The sequence below is a fragment of the Aquimarina aggregata genome (assembly GCF_001632745.1).
GTDB classification, from domain to species: domain Bacteria; phylum Bacteroidota; class Bacteroidia; order Flavobacteriales; family Flavobacteriaceae; genus Aquimarina; species Aquimarina aggregata.
On record NZ_LQRT01000060.1, the window covers coordinates 1 to 25,269 of the forward strand.

16 protein-coding genes are annotated in these 25,269 nt (G+C 34.8%); 6 read left to right on the forward strand and 10 right to left on the reverse strand.

Going from position 1 to position 25,269, the window contains the following annotated elements:
- Window positions 1-295 precede the first annotated feature (295 nt).
- Window positions 296-6,151 (reverse strand): DUF6443 domain-containing protein, encoded by a 5,856-nt coding sequence (locus AWE51_RS24735; RefSeq protein ID WP_157766220.1) that lies wholly within the window; start codon window positions 6,149-6,151, stop codon window positions 296-298.
- 14 nt (window positions 6,152-6,165) lie between these two features.
- On the reverse strand, window positions 6,166-9,393 hold the full coding sequence (locus AWE51_RS24740; protein ID WP_066319745.1) for an RHS repeat domain-containing protein: 3,228 nt from the start codon (window positions 9,391-9,393) through the stop codon (window positions 6,166-6,168).
- A gap of 461 nt (window positions 9,394-9,854) precedes the next feature.
- On the opposite strand from AWE51_RS24740, the gene AWE51_RS24745 reads away from it, so the two are divergent.
- Complete coding sequence (locus AWE51_RS24745) at window positions 9,855-10,508, forward strand: hypothetical protein (RefSeq protein ID WP_066319747.1); 654 nt, start codon at window positions 9,855-9,857, stop codon at window positions 10,506-10,508.
- Between the two features lie 7 nt (window positions 10,509-10,515).
- On the opposite strand, the gene nadD is transcribed toward AWE51_RS24745, so the two are convergent.
- Genes nadD through AWE51_RS24760 form a run of 3 tightly spaced genes read right to left on the reverse strand, consistent with a single transcriptional unit; the run spans window position 10,516 to window position 12,582 of the window.
- Window positions 10,516-11,097, reverse strand: a complete 582-nt coding sequence (nadD, locus tag AWE51_RS24750; RefSeq protein ID WP_066319751.1) for a nicotinate (nicotinamide) nucleotide adenylyltransferase — start codon at window positions 11,095-11,097, stop codon at window positions 10,516-10,518.
- A gap of 51 nt (window positions 11,098-11,148) precedes the next feature.
- The gene (gene gmk / locus AWE51_RS24755) at window positions 11,149-11,721 is read right to left on the reverse strand and encodes a guanylate kinase (protein WP_066319753.1); all 573 of its coding nucleotides are present in this window, start codon (window positions 11,719-11,721) and stop codon (window positions 11,149-11,151) included.
- Complete coding sequence (locus AWE51_RS24760) at window positions 11,722-12,582, reverse strand: YicC/YloC family endoribonuclease (protein WP_066319754.1); 861 nt, start codon at window positions 12,580-12,582, stop codon at window positions 11,722-11,724.
- Between the two features lie 270 nt (window positions 12,583-12,852).
- Here AWE51_RS24760 and AWE51_RS24765 point away from each other — a divergent pair, with 270 nt between their 5' ends.
- The gene (locus tag AWE51_RS24765; protein WP_157766221.1) at window positions 12,853-13,644 is read left to right on the forward strand and encodes a reprolysin-like metallopeptidase; all 792 of its coding nucleotides are present in this window, start codon (window positions 12,853-12,855) and stop codon (window positions 13,642-13,644) included.
- Between the two features lie 100 nt (window positions 13,645-13,744).
- Here AWE51_RS24765 and AWE51_RS24770 read toward each other — a convergent pair whose 3' ends face one another.
- The 4 genes from AWE51_RS24770 to AWE51_RS24785 form a co-directional block, all read right to left on the reverse strand.
- Window positions 13,745-14,290: a GNAT family N-acetyltransferase gene (locus AWE51_RS24770; protein ID WP_066319759.1), complete on the reverse strand. Its 546-nt coding sequence runs from the start codon at window positions 14,288-14,290 to the stop codon at window positions 13,745-13,747.
- 5 nt (window positions 14,291-14,295) lie between these two features.
- Window positions 14,296-14,847 carry a CopD family protein gene (locus AWE51_RS24775; RefSeq protein WP_066319761.1) on the reverse strand — a complete coding sequence of 184 codons (552 nt, stop codon included), beginning with the start codon at window positions 14,845-14,847 and terminating at the stop codon, window positions 14,296-14,298.
- Between the two features lie 65 nt (window positions 14,848-14,912).
- The gene (locus AWE51_RS24780; protein WP_066319766.1) at window positions 14,913-15,272 is read right to left on the reverse strand and encodes a GIY-YIG nuclease family protein; all 360 of its coding nucleotides are present in this window, start codon (window positions 15,270-15,272) and stop codon (window positions 14,913-14,915) included.
- Window positions 15,273-15,429: 157 nt separating this feature from the next.
- Window positions 15,430-18,540, reverse strand: a complete 3,111-nt coding sequence (locus AWE51_RS24785; RefSeq protein WP_066319768.1) for a VPS10 domain-containing protein — start codon at window positions 18,538-18,540, stop codon at window positions 15,430-15,432.
- Window positions 18,541-18,859: 319 nt separating this feature from the next.
- On the opposite strand from AWE51_RS24785, the gene AWE51_RS24790 reads away from it, so the two are divergent.
- The 4 genes from AWE51_RS24790 to AWE51_RS24805 all read left to right on the forward strand — a co-directional run bounded on the left by AWE51_RS24790 (window position 18,860) and on the right by AWE51_RS24805 (window position 22,402).
- A complete protein-coding gene (locus tag AWE51_RS24790) occupies window positions 18,860-19,873 on the forward strand; it encodes a helix-turn-helix domain-containing protein (protein ID WP_066319770.1) in 1,014 nt (337 codons plus the stop codon).
- A 425-nt stretch (window positions 19,874-20,298) separates the two neighbouring features.
- Window positions 20,299-21,459 carry a PQQ-dependent sugar dehydrogenase gene (locus AWE51_RS24795; protein ID WP_066319772.1) on the forward strand — a complete coding sequence of 387 codons (1,161 nt, stop codon included), beginning with the start codon at window positions 20,299-20,301 and terminating at the stop codon, window positions 21,457-21,459.
- Window positions 21,460-21,467: 8 nt separating this feature from the next.
- Window positions 21,468-21,899, forward strand: a complete 432-nt coding sequence (locus AWE51_RS24800; protein ID WP_066319774.1) for a nuclear transport factor 2 family protein — start codon at window positions 21,468-21,470, stop codon at window positions 21,897-21,899.
- A gap of 5 nt (window positions 21,900-21,904) precedes the next feature.
- Window positions 21,905-22,402 carry a hypothetical protein gene (locus tag AWE51_RS24805; protein WP_082832615.1) on the forward strand — a complete coding sequence of 166 codons (498 nt, stop codon included), beginning with the start codon at window positions 21,905-21,907 and terminating at the stop codon, window positions 22,400-22,402.
- A 163-nt stretch (window positions 22,403-22,565) separates the two neighbouring features.
- Here the strand turns inward: AWE51_RS24805 and AWE51_RS24810 are convergent, their stop codons facing one another.
- Window positions 22,566-25,142 carry a M14 family zinc carboxypeptidase gene (locus tag AWE51_RS24810; protein ID WP_066319777.1) on the reverse strand — a complete coding sequence of 859 codons (2,577 nt, stop codon included), beginning with the start codon at window positions 25,140-25,142 and terminating at the stop codon, window positions 22,566-22,568.
- Window positions 25,143-25,269 lie beyond the last annotated feature (127 nt).

Here is a 25,269-nt window from a genome sequence, read left to right on the forward strand (position 1 = left end):
AGGTTCAGCTTACAATCCTGAAAAGAAAATAAACCATATTCAAAAGTGAAAGTATAAAAACTAATAGATTTATTTGAGTATAATTTTCTTTTTTTAAAATTAAAATCAATCCAAATAAAGAGCTAATAAATGATACAAAAACACTTGGCATAAATAGATATATATTTAACATACCTTGCTCTTTACGAGATAAATAATCTGCAAAAAATAAATTAGTTAAAAGTCCAAATATTGATATTATTAAAAAGAGAATAGCAATTTTATAAAACAGTTTTATATTTAATTTCATATTATATTAATTTCCAAAAAATCCTTTTTTAATTGCACTTTGATCGGCTTCTGAATCAAATCCAAATTCATTCGCTTTAGAACCAAATCTAATCTCGCCGTAACTAAATCCTGACATTCCCATTGCTCTCCCCCACATATAATTACCAGCATCATAAAGATTATAAATATTATTTGTGTTACCAAATCTAAAAAATGCCGTTCCATCTACCCAGGATGCCCTACTTCTAGATAATAGATCATTCTTGCTATGTATTTTTTCTTCCGATAAATTTATTAGATATCCTTCTGCAAAATCAAAATCACCATGTCCTTTACCCGCAGCGCTAATCCAACTCCAAGCCCAAAATACTGCTCCTGAGCCATTCATTCCAGACAAGTACCTTTGCATTATCAGACCGGAATCTATTATTTCCTGATTTACTTGTTGAGTAGAAATCGAATAAAATACTCGATCACCTTTTCTATAAGTTCCTGTTATAAAAGGCTTGTCGACTCCATTAGAATCATGGAAGGATAATTCATTTCCATTTTCATCAAAGAATCTATTTGGTTTCCCATTTTTTACTACGTTGGTTACAACACCGTTAGAATTAACTGTAATATCATCTTGAGGATCGTTGTTTTCATTTTCACTTTCATCAGACTCAGTTCCAGCAGATCGTCCTTTACTAGCACTAAAAGTGCCATCATTATTGGATTTCCAAGTAGAAGAATCATATCCAGAAGATTTGTTAATAATTTCATTTACTAAATCTTCAGAATTTGCCCCACTAGGGTCTGCCCAATATACTGGGTTATTATCAAAAGCAGTATAAGTAGACATCGAGTGATGCGTAACAGGATCAATAGAAGTCCATCTCGCAATAGCAGGATCATATTGTCGTAAAGGCATTTCATAAAGATCAAGTCCTAAGACTTCTTCATGTTCTATACCATTAAACTTAAACTTCTGTGCTGTGCTGTTAGCATTAGGGCTTACTACATTATTGTATCCTTTATGTTGTAGTCCAAAAGGATAGTAATTCTTCTCTTGGACTATCTCATTTGTGGTTATAGAGCCATTACCATCAGCATCTTTATACGATAATCTAATATTTCCTAAATGATCCTTGTACTGATATGTATACTTATACCCATCAGCTTCTTTTTCTACATAACCTTCTGACGTGTTAAAAAACTCAAGATTACCATTCTTATAGACGTAATTACCAGCATACTCTGTTGTTGTTAAAGAACCTCCACTAGGAGCAGTTTTTTTAAGTTTTGCTCCTGTTGCGTCGTAAATATAAGAAATAGTTCCTGTACCTTCACTATTACTTATAGAAACTGTTTCTGGCAGGTTTAAATGATTATACGTAATGCTTGTGATGCCTTTGTTTTGGTCTTTGATCATGTTACCATTGGTATCATAATCATAGTCATCGTTGGTATTGGTGCCGTCTTTAAAACCATAGGTTTTGTTACCAGTATCTGTAACACTTAAGAGTTTATTACCTGTATCGTATTTATAGGCGAGTACATCCATATTTCCAAAATTAGAACTGTTCTGGAAACCATTTCTTGCTAAGGATAAAATATTACCCATTTTATCGTAAGTAATACTAGACACTACATATTTATTATCATTATCAGTAGCAGCAACAAATCGATTTAAATCATCGTATCGATATCCATATGCTCTTTTAACATTATCATTAGCGGTTTTCCATAAGGTCTCACTGATATTACCATTATACAATGCTTTTGCGTATAAACCTTCGGTAGTCGTATTGTAATGAATACCAAAACTAAATAAATCATTACCTAAATTCTCAACATCATTAATCCCAGTCATCCAACCCCGTACATTATAGGTGTAATCTATGGTTTGTAGACTTGACCCCTCGACTCCGCTCGAGGTGACAGAACCCCCAACTTTTTTAGAGATTAATTGTCCTAAAGCATCATACGTATTCTCTGCAATGACTTCTGTATCTTGATTATTAATTTGTTGGGTTTGCTTTTTTGCTCTCCCCATATGATCATACGTAAAAGTATCTACTGTAACAATTGCAGCATTACTGCCTTTGGTATGAGTGGCAGTCGTTTTTAAGACTTTACCCACAAAATCCAATTCACTTTCTACACTATCAGTTGTATTTAGATATTCATTGTTACTGGCTACATAAATAGGTCTTGCTTTATTGTCGTAATAGGTTACTGTGGTAATCCATTTATCTTCACCCAGAACTTTTACTTTAGAGCCTGTAGGCAGGGACCTGTTACGGTTTGTTATCGCCTCCCCAGACACCGTACCTGGATTTGCCAATTCTTGTATTGGTGTTGTTCCTAAAAACTCATAGTCATCATAATAATTGATGGTTAAAGTTTCTCCTGTAGTTACTTTAGGATAGCCACCATCATCATAACGGATGCCTGTAGTGGTTTTATCTACCCATACATCATCACTATACCCCGTAGCTTCTGCTTGTAACTGAGTTCTTGTTTTACCAGTGATTGTTATTTTACCCGTGTAGGCAGCTCTACCTAAAGCATCATACTTGGTAAAGAGCCATTGGCTCTCTTGTTTTAAAAGAGCATCTTGTGTTAAGATAGGTTGATCTAGAGTATTATATACAATATACTCCCACCCTTTACCCGGGATTTTCTTTTCAACCAGACGATTTCTGTAATCGTATTTGTACTGATAACAGAGTTCACTCAGTTCTGTAGCACTTACGTCATCTGTGGTAGTTACTTTTGGAGGAATCACATAGGTAAGATTACCATAATCATCATATACATAATAGGTATCATGAGCTTCTCCACCACCTGCGGCAGCACTACCACCACTTGTATTTGATATGGTATTATAGGTACGCTTTAAGACCACTCTACCACGTTTATCGGTATATTCTCTGGTCGTATGATTATTACCATCTGCTACGGTCCAGTTTTCATCTTTGGTGATCGTTACTTGCAATTCTCCAACGGGATAGAAGTCTTGTTTGACTAAGGTCGGAGACTCGGTATCTGATCCTGTAAACTGTACTCTAAACTTGATGACTTCTTCTAATGTATTAGTGTCCCAATCAAATTTTATGGTATGATCGGTATCTACATCTTTATTAGCTTTCCAGACAGATCCCGGTGCCCCTTGTTCTTGCACTCTGTTTAAAGGTGAAGCCTCAAAAATACTCTCAGAATAGGCATTAAAATTCTGATGATCGGGTGCTACGGTAAAATCTGCTCCGTAGACATTGTTGTAATAGCTGTTAATATCAGTAACCACATTTACGCTTGCATAACTTCCTAAAGGAGTAGAGGTGCCAGTTGGTCTTTCAAAAGGCAAGTATTGTTGTGCCTGTCTGCCATACTGATCATAGGTAATATGGGTAACGATATCTTTAGCTTGTGGAGAAGCTTTGATCCCTACTTGTTGTTTTGGTCGTCCCAGTCCGTCAAAATAGGTGATGCTCTCGATCACATCTTTATTAAAATTGATGGCTGTTGCGGCATCCATCTCCTCTTGATAGGCTCTCGTAAAGACATAATTTTCATTGCTAATAGTAACCCCATCATAAGGAATATCTGCACAACCATTATGTTCACCAAAAACATCTGGGCAATTATCATTTGCATTGGTCACATATCCTGTAGGTTGTACGCTATAGAACACGCTTTGATTAGGGTCTCCAAAACCATCTCCATCAGTATCTAAGTAAAAAGTCTGTGGCGCTATGTTGATAATATTTTCTGTACTATCATTATAATCATCATCATTACGTACATAACCTGTGGGTTTAGTACATTGTTTTTTAGTACTATTCTTATCCCCAAAAGTATCGCCATCACCATCTTTATACCAAACTGTATTAGGTGTTAAACTTGCATCTGCGTCATTACAATCATTACCATTAGTTACATAACTATAGGCATCGCTTGGTGCGGCACTGCGATAAAACTTGATATTTGGATTTCCAAAAGTATCTTTATCCCCATCTCTATAGAAATTCTTGGGAGCAATGTTGGTGATAAACTCATTACTATCATTATAATCACTACCGTTGGTCACATAACTATAGGTATCGCTTGGTGCAGCACTACGATAAAATTTAATATCTGGGTTTCCAAAAGTGTCACCATCTCCATCTCTGTAGAAGTTCTTAGGAGCAATGTTGGTGATAAACTCATTACTGTCATCATGATCACTACCATTAGTTACATAGCTATGCGTATCTGCAGGAGGAAAACTTCTATAAAACTTAATACTTGGATTACCATAGGTATCTTTATCTGCATCTCTATAAAAGTTCTTTGGTGGTACGTTAGTGATATATTCATTATTATCATTGATATCTCCTTTTTTTCGCACATATTTTGAAGAAGGTTGCCCGCATTGTTGTCGCACGGTACTTAAGTCGCCTTCATTTCCAAAACCATCTCCGTCATTATCATAATACCATACGGTAAGCGGATTTAAAGTTGCATCACTATCATTACAATCTCCTGAACCTGCAACACTACGCTTGTATTTTGAACCAGGACTGGTACATTGTTTTTTCGTACTACGTGCATAGTTATCGTTATCATTATCTAAATACCAAACTGTATTCGGGTTGACCGTTTTATCGCCATCATTACAATCGCTACCATTAGTGACATAGACATAGCCATCGCTAGGGGCTGCACTGCGATAATATTTAATACTAGGGTTACCATAGGTATCTTTATCTGCATCTCTATAAAAATTCTTGGGAGCAATATTAGTGATCCATTTGTTGCCATCATCGCGGTCACTACCATTTGTTACGTATATATAACCATCACTAGGAGCTTTACTACGATAATACTTAATACTAGGGTTACCATAGGTATCTTTGTCTGCATCTCTATAAAAATTCTTGGGAGCAATATTAGTGATATGTCCAGTGCTATCATCGTAATCACTACCGTTGGTCACATAGGTATGCCCGTCGCTAGGGGCAAAACTGCGATAAAACTTAATACTTGGATTACCATAGGTATCTTTATCTGCATCTCTATAAAAGTTCTTTGGGGTTATGTTCGTGATATATTCATTATTATCATTGATATCTCCTTTTTTTCGCACATATTTTGAAGAAGGTTGCCCGCATTGTTGTCGCACGGTACTTAAGTCGCCTTCATTTCCAAAACCATCTCCGTCATTATCATAATACCATACGGTAAGTGGATTTAAGGTTGCATCACTATCATTACAATCTCCTGAGCCTGCAACACTACGCTTGTATTTTGAACCAGGACTGGTACATTGTTTTTTCGTACTACGTGCATAGTTATCGTTATCATTATCTAAATACCAAACTGTATTAGGGTTGACTGTTTTATCGCTATCGTTACAATCACGAGCATCAGTAACATAGCCACTAGGTTTAGCACTGCGATATACTTTATTGCTAGGATTCCCAAAACCATCTTTATCGTAATCACGATAAAAGTTTCGAGGAGCGATATTGGTGATGAGTTTGTTATTATCATCATAGTCACTATTATTAGTGACATACCCATTAGGGCGTCTACTGGCATATACCTTATTATTAGGATTCCCGTAGCTATCTTTATCCTTATCAAAATAGAAATATTTGGGAGGAAGATCTGTAATTAAAGCATTGTTATCATCCCGATCCCCATATCTAGTTGAATATCCATCAGGGACATCGGTGTCGCAAATTTTTTGACTAAAGACTCCATAGCCATCTCTATCGGCATCGCGATAGGAATAAATATTACAATTGTCACCGCCGCCGCCATCTTCGCCGCCGCCAAATTGTGAAAAAGCACTTGCTGTACTCATCATGATAATGATCAGCACTATATAGTTTTGTATCTTATTTTTCATTGTTCTTGCCTTCATTAGTTCTTGTACCCATATTTGTTTTCTGAAATCAGTTTCCCCTCATCATCTTTTACATATTCCAATCGATTAAAAGTATCATACGCATAATACATCGTATATCCTCTGGGATCTGTTACACTAGTTACCCCCACTAAAGGATTATAGGTAAATGAGGTAAGTTGACTATCCTTAAAATAGGCATGATCCCGTAATTGATTCATGAGATCACGTAGTGTGGCTTCAGTAGCAGCAGTGGTATCACTATTAGATGCTGTTTTTAGTTGATTAATTAGTGTAGTCACCGCTGTAGGCATCCCGATATAGGTGGCATGATCGATTTTAGCGATAGGATATAACTCATTATACCCCCAGATATAGATGCTATGACTGCCGTTAGTTTGTTGTACCTCTAAAGGATTGCCTTTATTATCATAGTTTAGATACTCGATACGATCTTCTAGAGCATCATTCCTCTTAGCGGCTTGTACAATCTGGGGTAAGATCAAACCAGACCAATCTTTATAATTAGTACGCTGTTTAGTAACAAGCACATTGTTGATACGCGTCTCTTGTTGAATAGCAGTCCCTATACGTGGTTGAGATCCATTACTTTTTAGCGGTGAAATCGCAGCATACTCAGCTGTAGTCAGTGATTCTCCTAATGCAGTTGCAGTAGTCACATCATCTGGGTAATAGGTCTTAGTCTCGATGACTTCTCCATTACTATCGGTAGTTGTGGTAGTTAACGGAAGCGTTCTACCTACATATTCTCCAGGATCATAGCCGTAGCTCGTTGTAGTTTTTACCGTACCCGATGGGTAGTAATTTGTTTTTGAGGTTCCTGTCATCAGGTAACGTTCACTAATATTATCATAACTATCTCCTTCATTAAGTGCTCCTATTTTTCCCATCATGATATTTTTAGTTCTTCGGTCACCGTATGTAGTATAGCTATTCTTAGTGTCTTCTACTACTGAAAAATTTCCTGATGCTTTTTCATAACGATATACTTTTTGTTGTAATAATTGTCCTCTTCGGTGTGAATAATCTAAAGCAGGAACAATTAAATCTCCTTTTCCGTCAAAAACATTGGTTGCGCTAATCGCGCCATCGGGAGCATAACTATAGGTATATTCTGTTTTCCCATTTTCTATCCCTTGGGTATATTCTGTAACATTGGTATAATTCACATGAGAACCACTTTGCCCATTTAAAGGAAACATCGCATTAGAACTTAGTATAGTTTGACTGCAACCTACACTTACGGGTACATTACGCGATATAAACATAGGTGGATTTAACGACCTTCCACTTGATTGTGTGGTGTTTCCAAATTCATGATACTCATAACGTTTGGTCGTAAGTAAACTATTGTCCTGATCCCGAAACTGGAGTTCTTTAACACGTAATCCACCTGTGTAAGCAGCTTTTAATTCACCTTCACTGATAGTACCTAATTCTCTTGTATTCAATGAAATCGTAATATAATTATCTGATGGAATCTCATAACTCATTTCGATTGTATAGGTATCCGCAGCAAGATCTAATAAGATATCAGTATTTGTTTCTGTTTTAAAAATGGCATTTACTAATTCTCCATTACTTTTATACATTTTGATCTTAGGGCAATCTGCAGCATTCATATTACAAGACCTTTGTGCATATACCTTAACAGCGACTGTTTTAGATTCTGAAAGGGTAAAACTAGAGGTCACTTTATTAGGGCTTCCTAAATTATCTCTCATCTCCAAAGATGCTTCTGTAATAGGAGTACTAACGGTTTTCATTCCCACAAAAAAGTCCCTATTCCCATATACTGTATTGGGTTCAAAAATAAAGTGGGTACTACCTCCTGTAGGATAAGTGATTTTTTCTAATAATAACGCCTTGGCATGCGCTTCACTTATTGTTCGATCGGCCCCGTCAACTTCTATAGGACTAGCAACAGGACGATACACTATAGAAGGATATAAGACATCATTATCCGCACCATTATAATATCCCCAAAAATCTTGTGAAAATGAAAAACGCTCTGGTAACTCGTGGGTTTGATTATAGCTAAAACGATGTACTTTATTGCTCGCAGTACCTTTTTGTTGCGTAATACTTTTTAAATATAATCTATGTGTACGCTGGTCTACATCGCCCTTATCTGAAAACCTTGTAAATCCTGTTGCGATAAAATACCCCTGATCTAATACGTAACTATCGATAATAGTATCATTACTATCTATTAATTGAACTCCTGTAAGAGCTTTATCATTCTTTACATCTGTACGGTTATGGTTATACTCAAACAAAATTTGTCCTTGTCTAGTGGTGATCGAGGATAAATAAGTAGGTTTATAAATATCTTCACTCATAGAAATTGGATCAGTAGCTCCGCCACCGAGACCACAATTACCAAAACCAAATAAGTTTTTACTTTGTCCTGTAACGTTAAAATACTTGATTTGTGCTGTTCCAGCGGTATATCCAAAATTAATCTGATTGCCTTTATAATCGGATATCTGAGTCAGATACCAACCCGAAGTATGAGATTTATAACCCGTTGGGAAATTTGCAGCAGACGATTCGAATCGAGTCTCCTTATCCTCATGTACTTTTTGTGTAGTTCCAGGAACGACTCCAAAAGTATATCGTATACCCATTGGTGTAGTAATCTCCCAACCAGAGATTAAATGACCATCACGAAGGGCTACAATTTTTAAATCACTTTTTTGATGTACGACAATATCCCCATTTTGATCAAAAAAGAATTTACCCGATAACCCAGCTACATTTATATGATACATGTCAGATTCAAAATCTTGAATGTCATCTAAGGCATTTTGGAACAGTTGTCTGCGTTCTTCGCTATCAAAGGGAAGGGAGCGAAAATAATCCATAGTGTTACTGGTATTGATAAAACCTTCTTGATGATCATCAGCAATACCACGTACCTGACGAGAAATTATACCTCCAGCCTGCAAGGCCCATCCTAAACCTACCCGAGAGGCCATCTCACTAACTTTAATCCCTGAAGCATGATAACTTACCGATACCGAAGCGCTTAATGCACCATCTGAAATACTGGTGAGTGGTATCGAAATAGTAGGAGTTCCTGTAGAAAGACTCATTGGTATATCATCATACTTCCCTAGGGCAGCAACCTCGGGTGTAGGAGGTGATAATTGTGGTAATTCTTGTCCAAAGGTGAGTGTATAGCAGATACCCAACACCATAAACAGCAGTTGTTTTTTCATAAAAATATTAAATTGAATGACTTTTTAATTTGTTTTCCCGGCGGCAAACCTACGACCTAAATCACTTGCTCGCAATCGGATTATGGGGATGTTTTTCCCTATGTCTTAACTTTTCGTTAAGAAGCACTAAACTTTTGTTGAACAACACAAAAAAGGTGTGTTTTAATGCATTTATTTCTTACGGTTTTCCTCATCTTTAATTTGTTTTATAATCAGATTTTGTTTTTAAAATGTTTCCCTATATACTATATGTTAGCAATAGCATAATTGTTACCTTCTCTTTTTAATTAATTTTGATTCAATAGTACAACCTGCCAGTTTCATTTTTCGAAACTGAAGAAAAAAAATGCGTTTTTTAAAATAAGTAGAAGTAAAGCATACTATTAATTTTCTATAATCATGACAATTTCATTTTTAAGTTTTTATATCTTTATATAGAAACTTAATAACACAATTATTAAATGAAAGCCCTTTATAAAAATCCAATTGCAATTGTCTTAATTGTTATCGCCATTGCGGCTTTTGTTTACTTCGAACAGGAATTCCCACCGATTGATCTTTCTGATTTGGATCCAGGTAATGTGATCGCCATGTTAGGGTATATATCTGTTATAATGTTAATCGTTGAGCAGTTTATTGAGATTTTTGTTGATGATCCAAGTGAGAAAGCAAAAAAGAAATGCAAAGATCGTATTGCAGATATCGAAGCGTATATGGATGAGGTGAATACTCCGGTTGACCCAATGATGATTGATCCTGAAGAACCAATGGCCGAAGAAGAAACCTTAGCAGTAGATGATAAAATGATCGCTATGATCAAAGAAAAAGACAGATTAGAACAACAACTTATGAGTCATGGATTAAAAAGAGAACGTAGAACAACTATTGTTGCTTTTGCAATTGGATTGGTGCTTTCTTTTTCTGGATTACGACTTATGTCTGGTATTATATTTAATAATCCAGAAACAGAAGAACAATTGTTTAAGATACAGGTTACCATTATTCAATCCATAGATATTGTACTTACAGCAGGGATTATTGCGGGTGGAAGTGGTAGAATGCATCGTCTTATTAAAAGAATAAAGACAACTATAGGATCAGAAGATAGGTATTAATATATTTTTATTGGTAAAAATTCATTTCGTCAATATATTGCCAAACGTCATGAGGTAACAAAGGTTTGATATTTTTACCTTCAGAAATCGACTTTCGAATAAATGTAGAAGATATCTCCATGATGGGCGCAGTAACACGATGTATTTTAGGATGATCGGTGAACTGTGTTTCTACTTGTCCTAATGCAATACGAGGATAAACATAAATGTGATGATTTTCTAGAATAACATCATAGTTTTTCCATTTATGAAATCCTTTTAAGTTATCTTCTCCCATGATAAGATTAAAGCTATCATTTGGATATTTTTCTTGAAGATAAATTAATGTATTAATCGTATAATTTGGTTGTACCAGACCAAATTCTATATCACTGGGTTTTAATTTAGGATACGTTTCTGTAGCGCGATAAACCATCTCGTAACGATGGTGGTTATCTAGTAAAGTACTTTTCTTTTTGAAAGGGTTATGCGGGGTAACTACCATCCATATCTCATCAAGATCCGAAAACTCTGCCATGTGATTTGCAATGGAGAGATGCCCGATATGAATAGGATTAAATGTTCCAAAATATAATCCGATTTTTTTCATAGAAAAGGTAGTTTTTGTTTTTCTAAGGAAAATATAAATAACCTAGTATAACTAACTTAAAAGAAATTTCTTTACCAATTGATAAACTTCTGCTTGGGCTTTCTCTAAATCATCATTTGTAACTATCGCATCAAATTGGGGTGCAGTAGCCATTTCTGTAGAGGCCTTTGCTACTCGCATATTGATTTTATCTTCAGACTCGGTTTTACGTTTTTTTAAACGTATTTTGAGTTCTTCTATACTTGGCGGTTTGATAAATATTGCCAGTGTTCTATCCGGGTAAATTCTTTTAATATCTAAGCCTCCTACTACATCAATATCAAATATTACATGTTTCCCAATATCCCATAGACGTTGTACTTCAGTTTTTAAAGTACCGTAAAAGTTATCACGGTAAACTTCTTCCCATTCTAGAAACTCTTCGGCTTTAATTTTATCTTTAAACTCTCTTAGCGATAAGAAATAATAATCTTTGCCATGTATTTCTCCTCCACGGGGTTCTCTTGAAGCTGCAGAAATAGAAAATCCCAGATTTAATTCTTCTTTATGTAACAAATGTTTTACTAAAGTAGTTTTTCCACTACCAGAAGGTGCCGAAAGTACAATAAGCTTACCTTGACTCATTTATAAAACGTTTAGTAATTGTTCTTTAATTTTTTCAAGTTCATCTTTCATTTGTACAACTAATTGTTGCATAGGCGCATAGTTAGATTTACTACCAATAGTGTTAATCTCTCGACCGATTTCTTGTGAGATAAAGCCTAGTTTTTTTCCGTTCGAATCAGATGAATTAAGTGTTGATGTAAAATACTCTAAGTGATTTGCTAATCGAACTTTTTCTTCAGTAATATCAAATTTTTCGAGATAATAAATCAATTCTTGTTCAAAACGATTTTGATCTACATCTTCTTTAAGATCTGAAACTGCTTTATGAAGACGTTCTCGAACGCCTTCAATACGTTCGGGATCCATTTCAATAACTTTTTCAAGTAGCTCTCCTATATTTTTAACACGAAGAACAAAATCCTTCTCTAATGCTTCACCTTCATCTATTCGATATTTTTCTATAGCATTTAAAGCATCTTGAAGAGAACTCTCAATGGCTTGAAATTCTTTCTCGTTAATTTCTTCTCTAACAGTTTTAAGTGCATCTGGCATGCGCACAGCCATTTTTACAAACTCTAGTGCATCGCCATTTGTATGTATTGCTTCTAATTGCTTGATATAATCTTTAACAACAGCTTCATTAATTTTTGTCGAGGTTTCTTCTGCGGTAATTTCTACGTATAAACCAAAATCTACTTTTCCTCTTACCAATGATTTGGCAATAGTGTTTCTCATTTTCAGTTCTTTTTCGCGATACTGAGAAGGAATTCTGGCATTGAGATCTAAGTTTTTGCTATTAAGAGATTTAACCTCGATAGTAATTTTTTTTGTAGGGAGCTGTAGAATAGACTTCCCGAAGCCTGTCATAGATTTAATCATAGAATTATGCTAAAAAAGTTGCACGAAGATAAGGAAAAGTCGTAAGATCAAAGCTCGAACTCTTAAGTAAGCAATGAAAATTTAGTGTTGACATAACTTTAATCATATAAAAACAATGTAGAGTTGATCAAATTGGTGTTAAAACAAAGGGCAAGATATATCATAATTGAAGTATAAATATTGGTGAAAGTTTTCTTAAATGTTAGGCAGCTAACATTTCAAAGAATCTTTACTATCTAGATTTACGAGCCAACTTATAATATATTAATTATGAAAATTTTCAAATTTTCTATGCTCGTCATTTTGGCTTTAAGCATAGTACAATGCACAAACGATGCAAACAATGATGTTCAACCAGAAAATTCTCTTGATCAAGAAAAAATACCTTCTGAGGTTTTAGCAAAACTAGAAAGTTTAGGTTTTGATATGGAGAAAACATCGATTAAATCTTCTAAAGGAGGATTTATCGTGGACGGAGATATTTTTTTTACAGATAAATCTGTGAAAGAAGAAAATCTCCAAAAGCAAGCATTTTTTGGTATTGTTGATTGTAACAGAGCAGGTAATATTAGAATTCAGAATGCTTTGGGTAATAATGCTGCAGGAAGAGGCTTTCGAAGAGGCCTTAACTTATGGAATAGGGTAAATAATACAACTCTTCAATTAGTAGAGGTGAATTCTAATCCCGATATTTTAGTGCGTTTATCTACCCCTGGCGAAATAGGTGGATGGGGCCTTGGGGAGTTTCCTACAAATGGAGTAGAAGGAGGCTTGATCATTTTGAACCTTAACGAACCTAGTATTGATGGAGATCCAGTAACGGCGAGAGAATGGGGTAATATATTAGCTCATGAGATTGGACATAATATTGGATTTGTACATTCTGAGCAGGATAATTTAGGGACACGTGTACCTGGAACACCTCTTGGTGATCCTAATTCAATTATGGTTTCTGGATCTAACCCAGGGATCGTATTTAACGCAAATCAAGTATCTAACAATGATGCTAGGGCAGTAAGACGTATGTATAGCAATAGAAATAACAGATTATGTGGTCGTTAAAACTAAACGAATAATCTAAACATCATAAAGAGGTTGTTTAAAAACTTTTAAACAGCCTCTTTATTCTTGTTTTATTACTAAGTTTTAAGAAAAAATAATCTCAAATATTAATAACCATTGTAATTTTATCGATATACTTTTCGTTCTCGTTAAAAAAACAATCAATCCGTCCGCACTCTTTAAATCTCATTTTTTTATATAACGCAATACCTGCTACATTCGTTGCGTATACCTCTAACCAGATGATTTTGATCAAGGTGTTTTGCTTAGACCAATCTATAGCATTTTGAATCAAAAATGTACCGACACCCTGATTTTGCCATAATGTATGTATACCCATTCCTATTACCGCTGTATGAGACATTTTTTTTCTCCAACTGCCGGTAAGATCAATATTACCTACAATATTTCCTTCATTTTCTGCAACTAGCAAAATACTGTTTGGTTGTTTTTGATAGCGTTTAATCAACTGATGCTCTTCGGTAACATTATTTGAATATTCGTAATCAAATAACGGAATTGTATCTGTGTTTTTTAAATACTCAAGTTTAAGTTTTAGCAATTGTGCTGCATCTTCTGGCACTGCTTCTCTTATAGTTATAGCGTGATTGGATTTTGTTTGATATGTTTTTTGAAGAAAATTCAAGGTGACTACGCATTGGGATTTTTATCTCGAACTCTTTTATAAAATTTGATGCCTACCATTAACAGTACAGCTAAAGAGATAATACCTATTACACCATAAATCCAGTTTACGGCATCTCTAACAATAACTAAGAAAATCACAGAAAATAAAATGATGGTAGAACCTTCGTTCCACATACGCATTTGATTCGAAGACCACTTTATAACATCGTTTTGTAATTGTGTATAGATATGGTTGCATTTTAAATGGTAAGCAAAAAGAAGTATTACAAAGCCCAGTTTAACATGCATCCAAGGTTGCTGCAACCAAGCTGGCATTAAAATAAGTAACCATATCGCAAACAATGTTGCTAATATGGCAGAAGGCCATGTAATAATAAACCACAAACGTTTAGCCATTAGTTTAAGTTGATCCCCTAGTATTTCTTTATCAGGAGAAGGTTTTTGAAATGCTTCAATTTGATAAATAAATAATCGTGGTATATAAAACAACCCCGCAAACCATGTTATTACAAAGATGAGATGCAGGGATTTTATGTAGTTATAGTATTCGAGCATATGTTTTGATTAAAATGCCCCCTCGACTCTGCTTGGGATGGCGGGGTGACTTTAGTAAATGAATTTCAAAAATATAAAAATAATAACGCACGGTCATCTCGAGCGGAGTCGAGAGGTAAGAAATTCTTAGAATGACTATTATTTTTACATTCTGATAATAACTTTAATAAATCAAACTGACCATTTGCCAATGCCAACTTTTTCTTTCTACTCCATTTTTTAAGTTTCTTTTCAAATCGTTCAGCTTGTTCAAATTGCATAAATTCTTGATGGAATATTAATTTAACAGGCCTGCGGATAGAAGTATAAGAATTGTCATTTAAGCCATTATTATGTTCATTTATTCTTCTCTCAAGATTGTTAGTTAATCCAATATAAAGGGACTTATCTGAACATTCAACAATATAAACAAAATAATACTTCATAATTAGCTGCCCCTCGACTACGCTCGGGATGACAGTAGATTTAATTTAGTTTCAAAATATAAAAATAATCACGTACTGTCACCTGGAATATGGCCAAGAGGCATATGTTCAAACTTATTCAACTCCAGTTGGGGTGATATGACGGTATTATTATAAGCTATTCTACAAAAAGATAATTAAGTTGCAAGGTATTGAATTCGGTATTAAACTTTTTAATTTCTTCAGAAACTAATGTATCAAAAGCCTGCAATTGCACTTCTATTTTTTTAACTAGCTCATTTTTTACAGTTATATCTTGTGCTGTTGGTCCGAAATCTCCCATACCCACCAATGAATTTAAGTGACCCAGTTTATTGGTAAGCTTAATAGGAAAATTTAAAGGATCTTGATTACTTTTATTTTTAGTTTGATATAATGCTTTCTCAATTTCACCAAACTTCTTCTGTAATGCTTTTGCTTTTTCTACCAAATCTTTGGTTGTATCATCATTTTTATATTGCGCAGAAAATCCTTTGAGTTGGGTATTAATTTTCCTGATCTTCTTAATGGATTTATGAGCCTTGTCTACTGTTTGATTAACACTAGTGATAAAATTATACTGTTCTTGCATTTCTTTTGTTGTTGACTCTGCTCTAGGATCAGCTAGAATAGAAAAAGGTTGGTTAGAAACTTCTTTTCCATTGATACTTAAGCTTACTTTATAGTTTCCGGGTACGGCTTTTGGTCCGTCTAGATTTGCCCACCATAAGATCATTCCTTTTAGTTTTTCGGCGCCATCTCCTCTCATATTCCAATTAAATTGGTTGGCTCCTTTTTTGTCTATTTTTAACTGATCTTTTTTCTCTTTTGCTTTTGTGCTAAATGATTTGATAGTATCATTGTTGGTATTAAAATAGGTTAAAGCAACGGTATCTTTTTTCTTGTCAAAATTCTTAAGATAAAAATAAGTCATTACACCAGCGGGATGATTGGTCCCTTCGGTTTTAGAACCTTTAATGCTTCCGCCTCCCATTCGGTAAGTGTTTTTAGGTTTGTATAAAATGTGACTCTTGGTCTTTAATCCATCATTTAGCTGATGTAATACGGTTAGGTCATCGATAATCCATAGACTTCGTCCTTGTGTTGCTACCACCAAGTTATTTTCTTTAATAGTAAGATCGGTAATAGGAACTATTGGAAGATTTAATTGAAACGATTGCCAAGTTAATCCATCATTGAATGAAACATACATTCCTGTCTCGGTACCAGCATATAAAAGTCCTTTTCGTTTAGGATCTTCACGCAGTACTCTAGTAAAATGTTCTGGAGCTATACCTGTGGTAATTTTTTTCCAGGATTTACCGTAATCTGTTGTTTTATATAAGTACGGAGCAAAATCTCCCGTTTTATATTTGGTTCCAGCAATATAGCAGGTGCCTTCGTCAAAGGCGCTAGGCTCTATACTATTGATCATCATCCATTCTGGCATGCCTTTGGGAGTAACGTTCTCCCAAGATGTCCCGCCATTTTTACTTACATGAACTAATCCATCATCACTACCTACCCAAAGTAAGCCTTCTTTTAGAGGACTTTCTGCCGCAGCAAAAATGGTACAGTAATACTCTACAGAGGTATTGTCTTGAGTAATTGGTCCCCCAGAAGATTTTAACTTGTTAGGATCATTTCGTGTAAGGTCTTCACTAATTACTTTCCAACTTTGACCTTCATTTTCAGTGACATGTACATGATTTGAAAAGGTATATAAGCGATTGGGGTTGTGTTTAGAGAATAGGATAGGAAAATTCCATTGAAAACGGTATTTCATATCTTCTGCGCCATGTCCCATAGGATTATCTGGCCATACACTAATCGATCTTATGGTTTCGGTTTTATGATTTATTCGGGTTAAAAAACCATCATAACTACCGCCATATACTACATCATTATTTTTTGGATCTACTGCAATATGAGCAGACTCTCCACCAGCAGTACGTTCCCAATCATCCTCAGAGATAGATCTACCAGTGCTTCGATGATTTATTCTAATGGTAGAATTATCTTGTTGCGCCGCATAGATTCTATACGGAAAACTATTATCGGTAGTTACTCTATAAAATTGTGATGTAGGTTGGTTGTGATAGGTGCTCCAGGTTTCACCACCGTCATACGTGATTTGTGCGCCACCATCATCCCCAATAATCATACGATTTGGGTTTTCTGGAGAAATCCAAAGATCATGATGATCACCATGTGGGGCATTAAAACTACTAAAATTCTTACCGCCATCTTTACTTTTGTGATACGATACGTTTACCACATAGACGACATCTTTATCTTTAGGATCTGCATATATTCTACTATAATACCATGCGCGTTGTCTAAGACTTCTTGAGCTATTTAACTGATTCCAGGTATCGCCACCATCATCACTACGATAAACACCGCCTTTTTCTTTATTTTCGACGATAGCCCAGACTCTTTCGCTATTTACTGGTGATACGGTTACCCCCATAATCCCTAGGGTATCTTTTGCAAAACCTTTATTTTTTGAAATCTCTTTCCACGTTTTTCCGCTATCAGTACTTTTCCATAAGGCAGATCCTTTACCACCAGAACTAAGACTGTAAGGTGTTCGTCTGGCATTCCAGGTCGAGGCATATAAGATTCTAGGGTTATTTGGATCTAAAGTCAGGTCAACAGCACCAGCATCTGCATTTGCAGAAAGGACTTTGTTCCATGTTTTACCTCCATCAATACTCTTATAAACTCCACGGTTTTGGGTAGGTTTATATATATTACCCAATACAGCTGCATACACAATATTAGGGTTTGTTGGGTGAATACTTATTCTAGGAATGTGCCTGCTTTTTGGCAGCCCTGATTGTGTCCATGTTTTACCGGCGTTAACACTTTTCCAAACCCCATAGCCTGATGATACATTTCCACGTAGTGTTTTTTCACCGCCACCCACATAGATTACATTAGGATCACTTTTTGAAACTGAAATCGAACCTATAGAACCACCAAAGAAACCATCAGAAATATTGCTCCATGTTCGTCCCCCGTCAACTGTTTTCCAGATACCGCCACCTGTGGATCCAAAATAAAATAAATTGGGTTTTCCAGGTACACCGGTTACTGCTGCACTTCGACCTCCACGAAATGGGCCAACCAAACGATACTCTAAAGCATCATATAAACTTTGATCATAGGTTTGAGAGTTAACAGAAAAAATACTAATGAATGACAAAAAGAGTAAGCAAATTACTCTTGTAAATTTTGATCGCATGTGAGTTGTGTTTTTAGTTTAAAAACTATAGCACTTAGGTTAAACTTAGAGTATACATTAGAAAATCTATTTCATCTTGAAATTACTTTAAAAACTGAGGTTTGATCATATTTTTTGATTTAACTATAGCGATGCTATACTAAAATCAAGAAAATATCAATTTTTATTGCACTTACAAGCTTCATCACGAAGTTCTAATACATAATCTAGGTTAAAATAGATTTGATGGGATACTAAAGTCAGAAATTAAAAAGGAATGCAAAAGATTTTCACGTAATTTTAACCTTGGTGTATAGGTTATCATTGTTATTTTTGAAAAATGCTTCAGCAAGGTTTTATTTTAGTACTTAGTTGTTTGGGATTGGCCCAAGCCCTTTTTTTATCTTTTTATTTGTTTACCCTTAAAAAAGGAAACAGACAAGCCAATAAATTTTTGGCTTTTGTATTGCTTGGGTTGACCATACGAATTGGCAAATCAGTATTTAATAATTATATGGTTTTGGATCCTTGGCATCGCAATTTGGGTATTTCAGGTATTTTAATGTCGGGACCATTTTTATGGTTTTATGGAAGAGTTCTTTTGCAAAAAAATGATCATTTCTCAAAATGGAACTATGTACATCTAACGCCATTTGTCTTATTTGTTTTGTTTAGTAAACTTATTCCTAACGTCAAAAATTTTGAATCATATTTAAGTTACGGTCTGGTCGTTTTTCATTTGGCTATTTATTTAATTTTGTCATGGGTTACTATTTTTAAAATGGTAAAAGAAGCTAACCCACGGTTATTAAGATGGTATCGTGCAATTGTAATAGGAGCTTGCTTGATCTGGTGTTTTTATCTTAGTAATTTTATAGGATTTATTCCTTTTTATATAGGTGGGGCAATTTTGTATTCAATATTGGTCTATGGGTTTTCTTACCTTCTTTTAAAAAGACATGTTTTTGCCTTAGAAAAGTATAGTAACTCTTCTATAAACCGAAGTACTTCAAAAAAAATATTAGAACAAATTAAAGAGGCGTTTGTAGATGAAGAAATATTCTTAAATACAGATATTTCTTTGCAAAAGATGGCAGAAAAATTAGAGATAACCCCAAGAGAACTCTCACAGGTTATTAATGAAAATGAGCAAAAGAATTTTTCTGAATTTGTGAATCATTATCGCATCAAAAAAGCAAAAGTATTACTAATTGATCCAGAATATAGCAATGAAAAAATTGCTACTGTTGCGTATGATTGTGGTTTTGGTAATGTGACTTCATTTAATCTTGCATTTAAAGCAGAAACCGAGACAACACCTTCTAAATATAGAACTCAATTTAGAGTTATTTAGCCTAAAATAGCGAATTTTTTATTAGACTTCTGTATAAGGAGAGAATAAGAATTATGATATATACATAAATCAGTTCTGGTAAAAAAGCATGTTGATTACATTAAATTCAAACCAGAACCGATTAAATACTTATGTATGAATTGCTACTGTTTAAGCAGTTGGATTTCCTGTATGCTCTTCATACTCCAAATAAATAGATCCACCATATATTGTTGTCATATCTATTTCTGCGTATTCAAAATTTTGTAATTCTTTCATGATTATTATTTTTTAGATTCTTTTCGAAAGTAATTATATATGTGTCTTGATCCAACTTTTTTAGTTTAGCTTTTTGTCTTTTTCGTTTTAAAAATCATGATTATTAAAGGATTTTAATACCTCGTTTCTGATTTTGCAATCAAATTTCAAAAACAAAATCAATAAACATGAGCAGAGTAATCCTCTTTTTATTTTTGGGTGTACTACTTGGTTGTAGTAAAACCGAAAAACCAAGATTTCAAATTTCAAAAACAAATCCAAGTAAACAAATTGTTGTAGACAGTTTAAATCATCCTTGGAGTATGGCATTTTTGTCTGAAGATGAGGTCTTGGTATCCGAAAAGGATGGCGACCTTCTTCGAGTAGATCTTTCCTCAAAAAGAAAAACTATCATAAAAGGTTTTCCAACAGATCTTACAGATAGTATACGTGTGGTTTCTAGAGGTGATAATTCAGGAATTTTTGAGGTAGTCTTAGATCCGGATTTTGATAATAATAACTTTGTATACCTATCCTATGCTGCAAAAAAGAAAGGAAAGGGCAGTACCACTAAAGTTGTGCGGGCGACATTAAAAAATGATTCTTTATACGATCGTAAGACGATTCTAGAAGCGGGTCCTTTTACACGTGAATATTACCACTACGGAGGCGGAATGACATTTGGAACAGATCAAAAACTATACATCACCATAGGAGAACGATTATTTAGAGAAATTGATGAACCTGCGCTACCAATTGCCCAAGACCTCACCGATAAGAGAGGTAAGATTTATCGTTTTAATGCAGATGGAAGTATTCCCAAAGATAATCCGGATTTTGGACCAGATGCAGTGCCAGGTTTGTATGCTATAGGTATTAGAGCGGCTCAAGGAATAACGGTGCAGCCTATAACTGGGGATATTTGGTTTAGTGAGCATGGTACAAAACAAGGAGACGAAATCAATAGGTTGTCTGCAGGTGCTAATTATGGTTGGCCTATTATAACAACAGGGGGGTATAGAAGTAGGGATTATGTTCCTCCTCATATTGAAGGAGCTTCTTTTACAGATCCGGATTGGTATTGGAAACATACCGTAGCACCTACAGGGTTGATGTTTTACACAGGAGACGAATTTCCAGAATGGAAAAATGACTTACTCGTACCTGGTCTATCTGTAGGGAGTTTTTGGCGATTTACAATAGAAAATCAAACGATTAAAAGTGCTCAGGAACTGTTTGTAGATGATCGCGTAAGGTCTAGAAAAATTACGCAAAGCCCCAACGGAAAATTATATATGCTAACAGATGAAGATAATGGTAAAATTGTAAGAATTAAAAATTTAAAATAAAACAAATCATGAGAAAAATCAACACCTATTTTTGGATTAGTGCATTAGTATTAAATTCAAGTTTTTTGATAGCGCAATCTGATAAAGATCAAATAAATACAACTATTAATAAGTATATTGAAGGGACTTCGTATAACAAACCAGAAACGATTAAAGAAGCGTTTTATGAAGAGGCTAATTTGTTTTTAAGTCGAAAAGATAATAGCTTGTGGATCGTGCCTGTCAAAGATTATGCTGCGGGCTATGAAAAGAAAGAAAAAGGAAAATTTAATGGGCGAACAGGTAAGATAATAGCTGTTGATATAGAGAATGATATTGCTACAGCAAAGGCAGAGATTTTGATTTCAAAACTGGATTTACGCTTTATAGATATTTTCCTCCTTAAAAAGATTGAAGGAAATTGGAAGATTATAAGTAAAGCAGCAACCAGAAAAAAATAAGTATCATGAATCGCAAAGCATTTATTACAAATTCATTAGCCGGAATTACTTTGGCAAGTATAACCCCAGGGTTTATGTACTCTAAGTCAATTCAAGAAGAACCTTTAGATCATAAATTAGTCAAAGAATTTGTGTCGGCAGGCCATAAAGATCTTAATATGGTAAAAGAAATGTTAAGTGAATACCCTAATTTGATCTATAGTAGTTATGATTGGGGTAATGGTGATTTTGAAGAGGCAATCGAAGGGGCGGGACATGTAGGTCATAAAGAAATTGCAGAGTATCTTATTTCTCAAGGAGCTCGTGTTAATCTTTTTGTGCTAACAATGCTAGGAAAAATAGAACTCGTACAGCCTGTTTTAGAAACGTATCCTAAACTAATTTTTGCTAAAGGCCCCCATGGATTTACGTTGTTGCATCATGCTAAGGTTGGTGGGCAAGATTCATTTTATGAGTATTTGAATGAAAAAGGACTTCATAAAACCCATATAAAAATTAAATAAAGCAGGATTATTGGAATAGAAGCTGTCTAAAAAATTGAAAAATTCTGATTTGTCAGTCTGAGCCTGTCGAAGACCATTTACAAGTAAAGCACTTAAAAGCTTCAACATGCTCAGATTGACAATTTTATATTACTTTTTCAGACGCCTATGGATATCTGAATAATTAATCTTCTTTTATAAATTGTTTGGTATACGTACCTTCTTTAGCGATCACCTTTAAAATATAAGTGCCAGCAGCTAATTTTTGTGTGTTTATACTATTCGAGAATGTACCCGAAGTAGCCGTTTTACCAAGTAAATCTACTATAGCATATTCATAAACTCCTTTATTAGGTAGTGTAATATTTAACACATTTTTAGTTGGTACTGGATAGATTTTAATTGAATTTTCGTTAACCGAACTTTTAACCAATTGCGCTGCGGTAGCTCCTGTTGCTATAGTAATTGTGTAATCTTCAACTTCACCATAAGTAAAAGTGCCACAAGCAGATGGGATTCTATTATATCGCATAATCACACGCATTCTAGTGTTTCCCTCGAGCGCATTTGCAGGTACTGTAAAATTACCACTTAAAGGGGTTGTTCTAGAGGCAGGTTTACTCCAAACCTGTTCGCCTGAATCATTAAAATCCCCATCTCGATTATAATCAATCCACACACTGTAGGCTTCTCTATAGACTGTGCCAGTCCAGGTTGGAGTTATGGTTATGGTATTTGAAACTCCTTTGGATAAAGTTGTGGCGATGGATGTAAAATCACTATAACCTCCATTTTCTGCAGCCGAAGTATTGTTAATAGTTCCTATTTGAACATTACTTATATATTCATCAGAGGTGTTATTTGCACTTGCACTGCAATACGATATATTAGCAGGTAATGTAGTTGCCGTTACTGCATTACTAAAATCAGAAACATTACCAGCTGCATCCTTAGCTTTTATGCTAAATTGAAAAGCAGTATTGCTAGCCAATCCGGTTAAGTTTGTTGTAGTTCCGGTACTTGATGAAACTAAAGTATTTGCTTGATAGATATCGTATCCAGTTACTCCAATATTATCGGTAGCAGCATTCCACGAAAGTGTTAGTGAAGAGGAAGTGATGTTAGAAACCGATAGGCCTGAAGGAATAGATGGGGGTTCAGTATCACCGCCAGTGCCAGTATATGTGATATCGATGCTTTTGGTATATTGCCAAGAACCATTATCAACAGTTAATGTTATTGGGATTACTGTGCCGGAAGGCGTATTGGGATCTAATTGAAAACTTATATTTCCCGTATCTGTATCAAGAAAAGGAATGCTATTAAATTGTTTGGCTGTTCCTGCAGAGGATACATAGGATGAGGTAGAAGATAAGCTAACAGTCCAGTTAGATTGCTTAAGACTAAATCGTCGTATAGAAAAATCTACAGACCCTGCTGTGGAGTTTATTGTTTGACTGTCTGTAGTTGGAGTGACTTTTGCGTATCGAGCGATCATTCGGGTAATCTTAATGTTAAGTGGGAATGCGTCGTTACACAAAGGGATGATTCTACTTGAAGCGGGCCAAAAACCATCGCTAGAAGCACCTACTTCTGGAGTCATAGATAACATTTTAGGTTTAGAAGTTTGTTCGCCGTACATCCAATCGTCAGAGCTTCCTGTAGCATTGTAACCAACTGTTTGATTTGGTGTACCCACGGCATACGAATTTTCTTCGGTCATATAATTCCCCATAGCGACAAAAGTACTTTGGTCAGGAGTAAATGTATTAGAACTGTATCCCCAAGGGTGAATTAGTAGATTACTAAAAGAATGATAATTAAGTGCAGCAATAAATTCATGTTGGTTGGTGAAATCCCGAATTGCCTGTGTTTCTAATTCTGAAAATCCCGAAGGACCTTGATAGGTTTGGCTATTAGTATTGTTAGACGCTCCTCCCCAACGATAACTATAGTTTCTATTTAAATCTACACCAAAAGTTCCGTTACCGTTATTACTTCGGTTTTTTCTCCAGAAACCTCCGCCATTTGGATTTGTTTGTTGATTATATGTGTACCCATCAGGGTTGATAACCGGAATAAAATATAACTCTGTATTATCTACCAATGTTTTTATTTCATCGTTAGAATTGTAGTTTTCTAATAAATACCACATATAAAATAGATTTTGCGAAAGACCCATAGGTTCTCTGGCATGATGTATCGAAGTAAAAAGCATTTCATCTTCATTTTCATCGGTGTCTGCATTATCACTGATTTTGACCATATAAATAGATCGACCCTGTTCTGTAGTTCCTATAGATGATTTTACAGTGATTAGTTCTGGATAGAGTTGTCTCATTTTGTCTAAAGCAGCAATTGCCTCATCAAATTTGTGAAATCCCCCCATGGTTCCTAGCTCAAAATTAGCCGGAGTAGGAACAGCTAGTAGTACATTTGATTTTGCATTTTGTTTGTCAATTTTTTTATTGATTTTATGAATTCTCTTCTCGAGGTTCCTAATGTTGATTTTAAACTTGATGTTGTTTTCTTTCAATAAATTAATATCGCTTTTTGAAATTTCTGCAATGACTTTACCATTTTGATAATGAAAATGATCAGCTTCAAATCCTTTTTTTATCAAGGTTTGTAATTGATTGTTGTTGGCATTTATAGTGACCCTATAATGTTTTTCTTGAGCGTTTACAAAAAGATTACAAAAGAGAAAAAGGATCAAAACAAAGATTAATTGCCTTCTTGAGACTGTTGAGTTTGTGTGCATAGTTTTGGTTTTAAGAGAATTGATTTTTTAGTAATACAACTATTAATTCAAAGTAATTTTTGGTATAAATGAATTAATATATGGCACATAATAGTGGCATTAGTATAATCGTATAACACTTATAAGT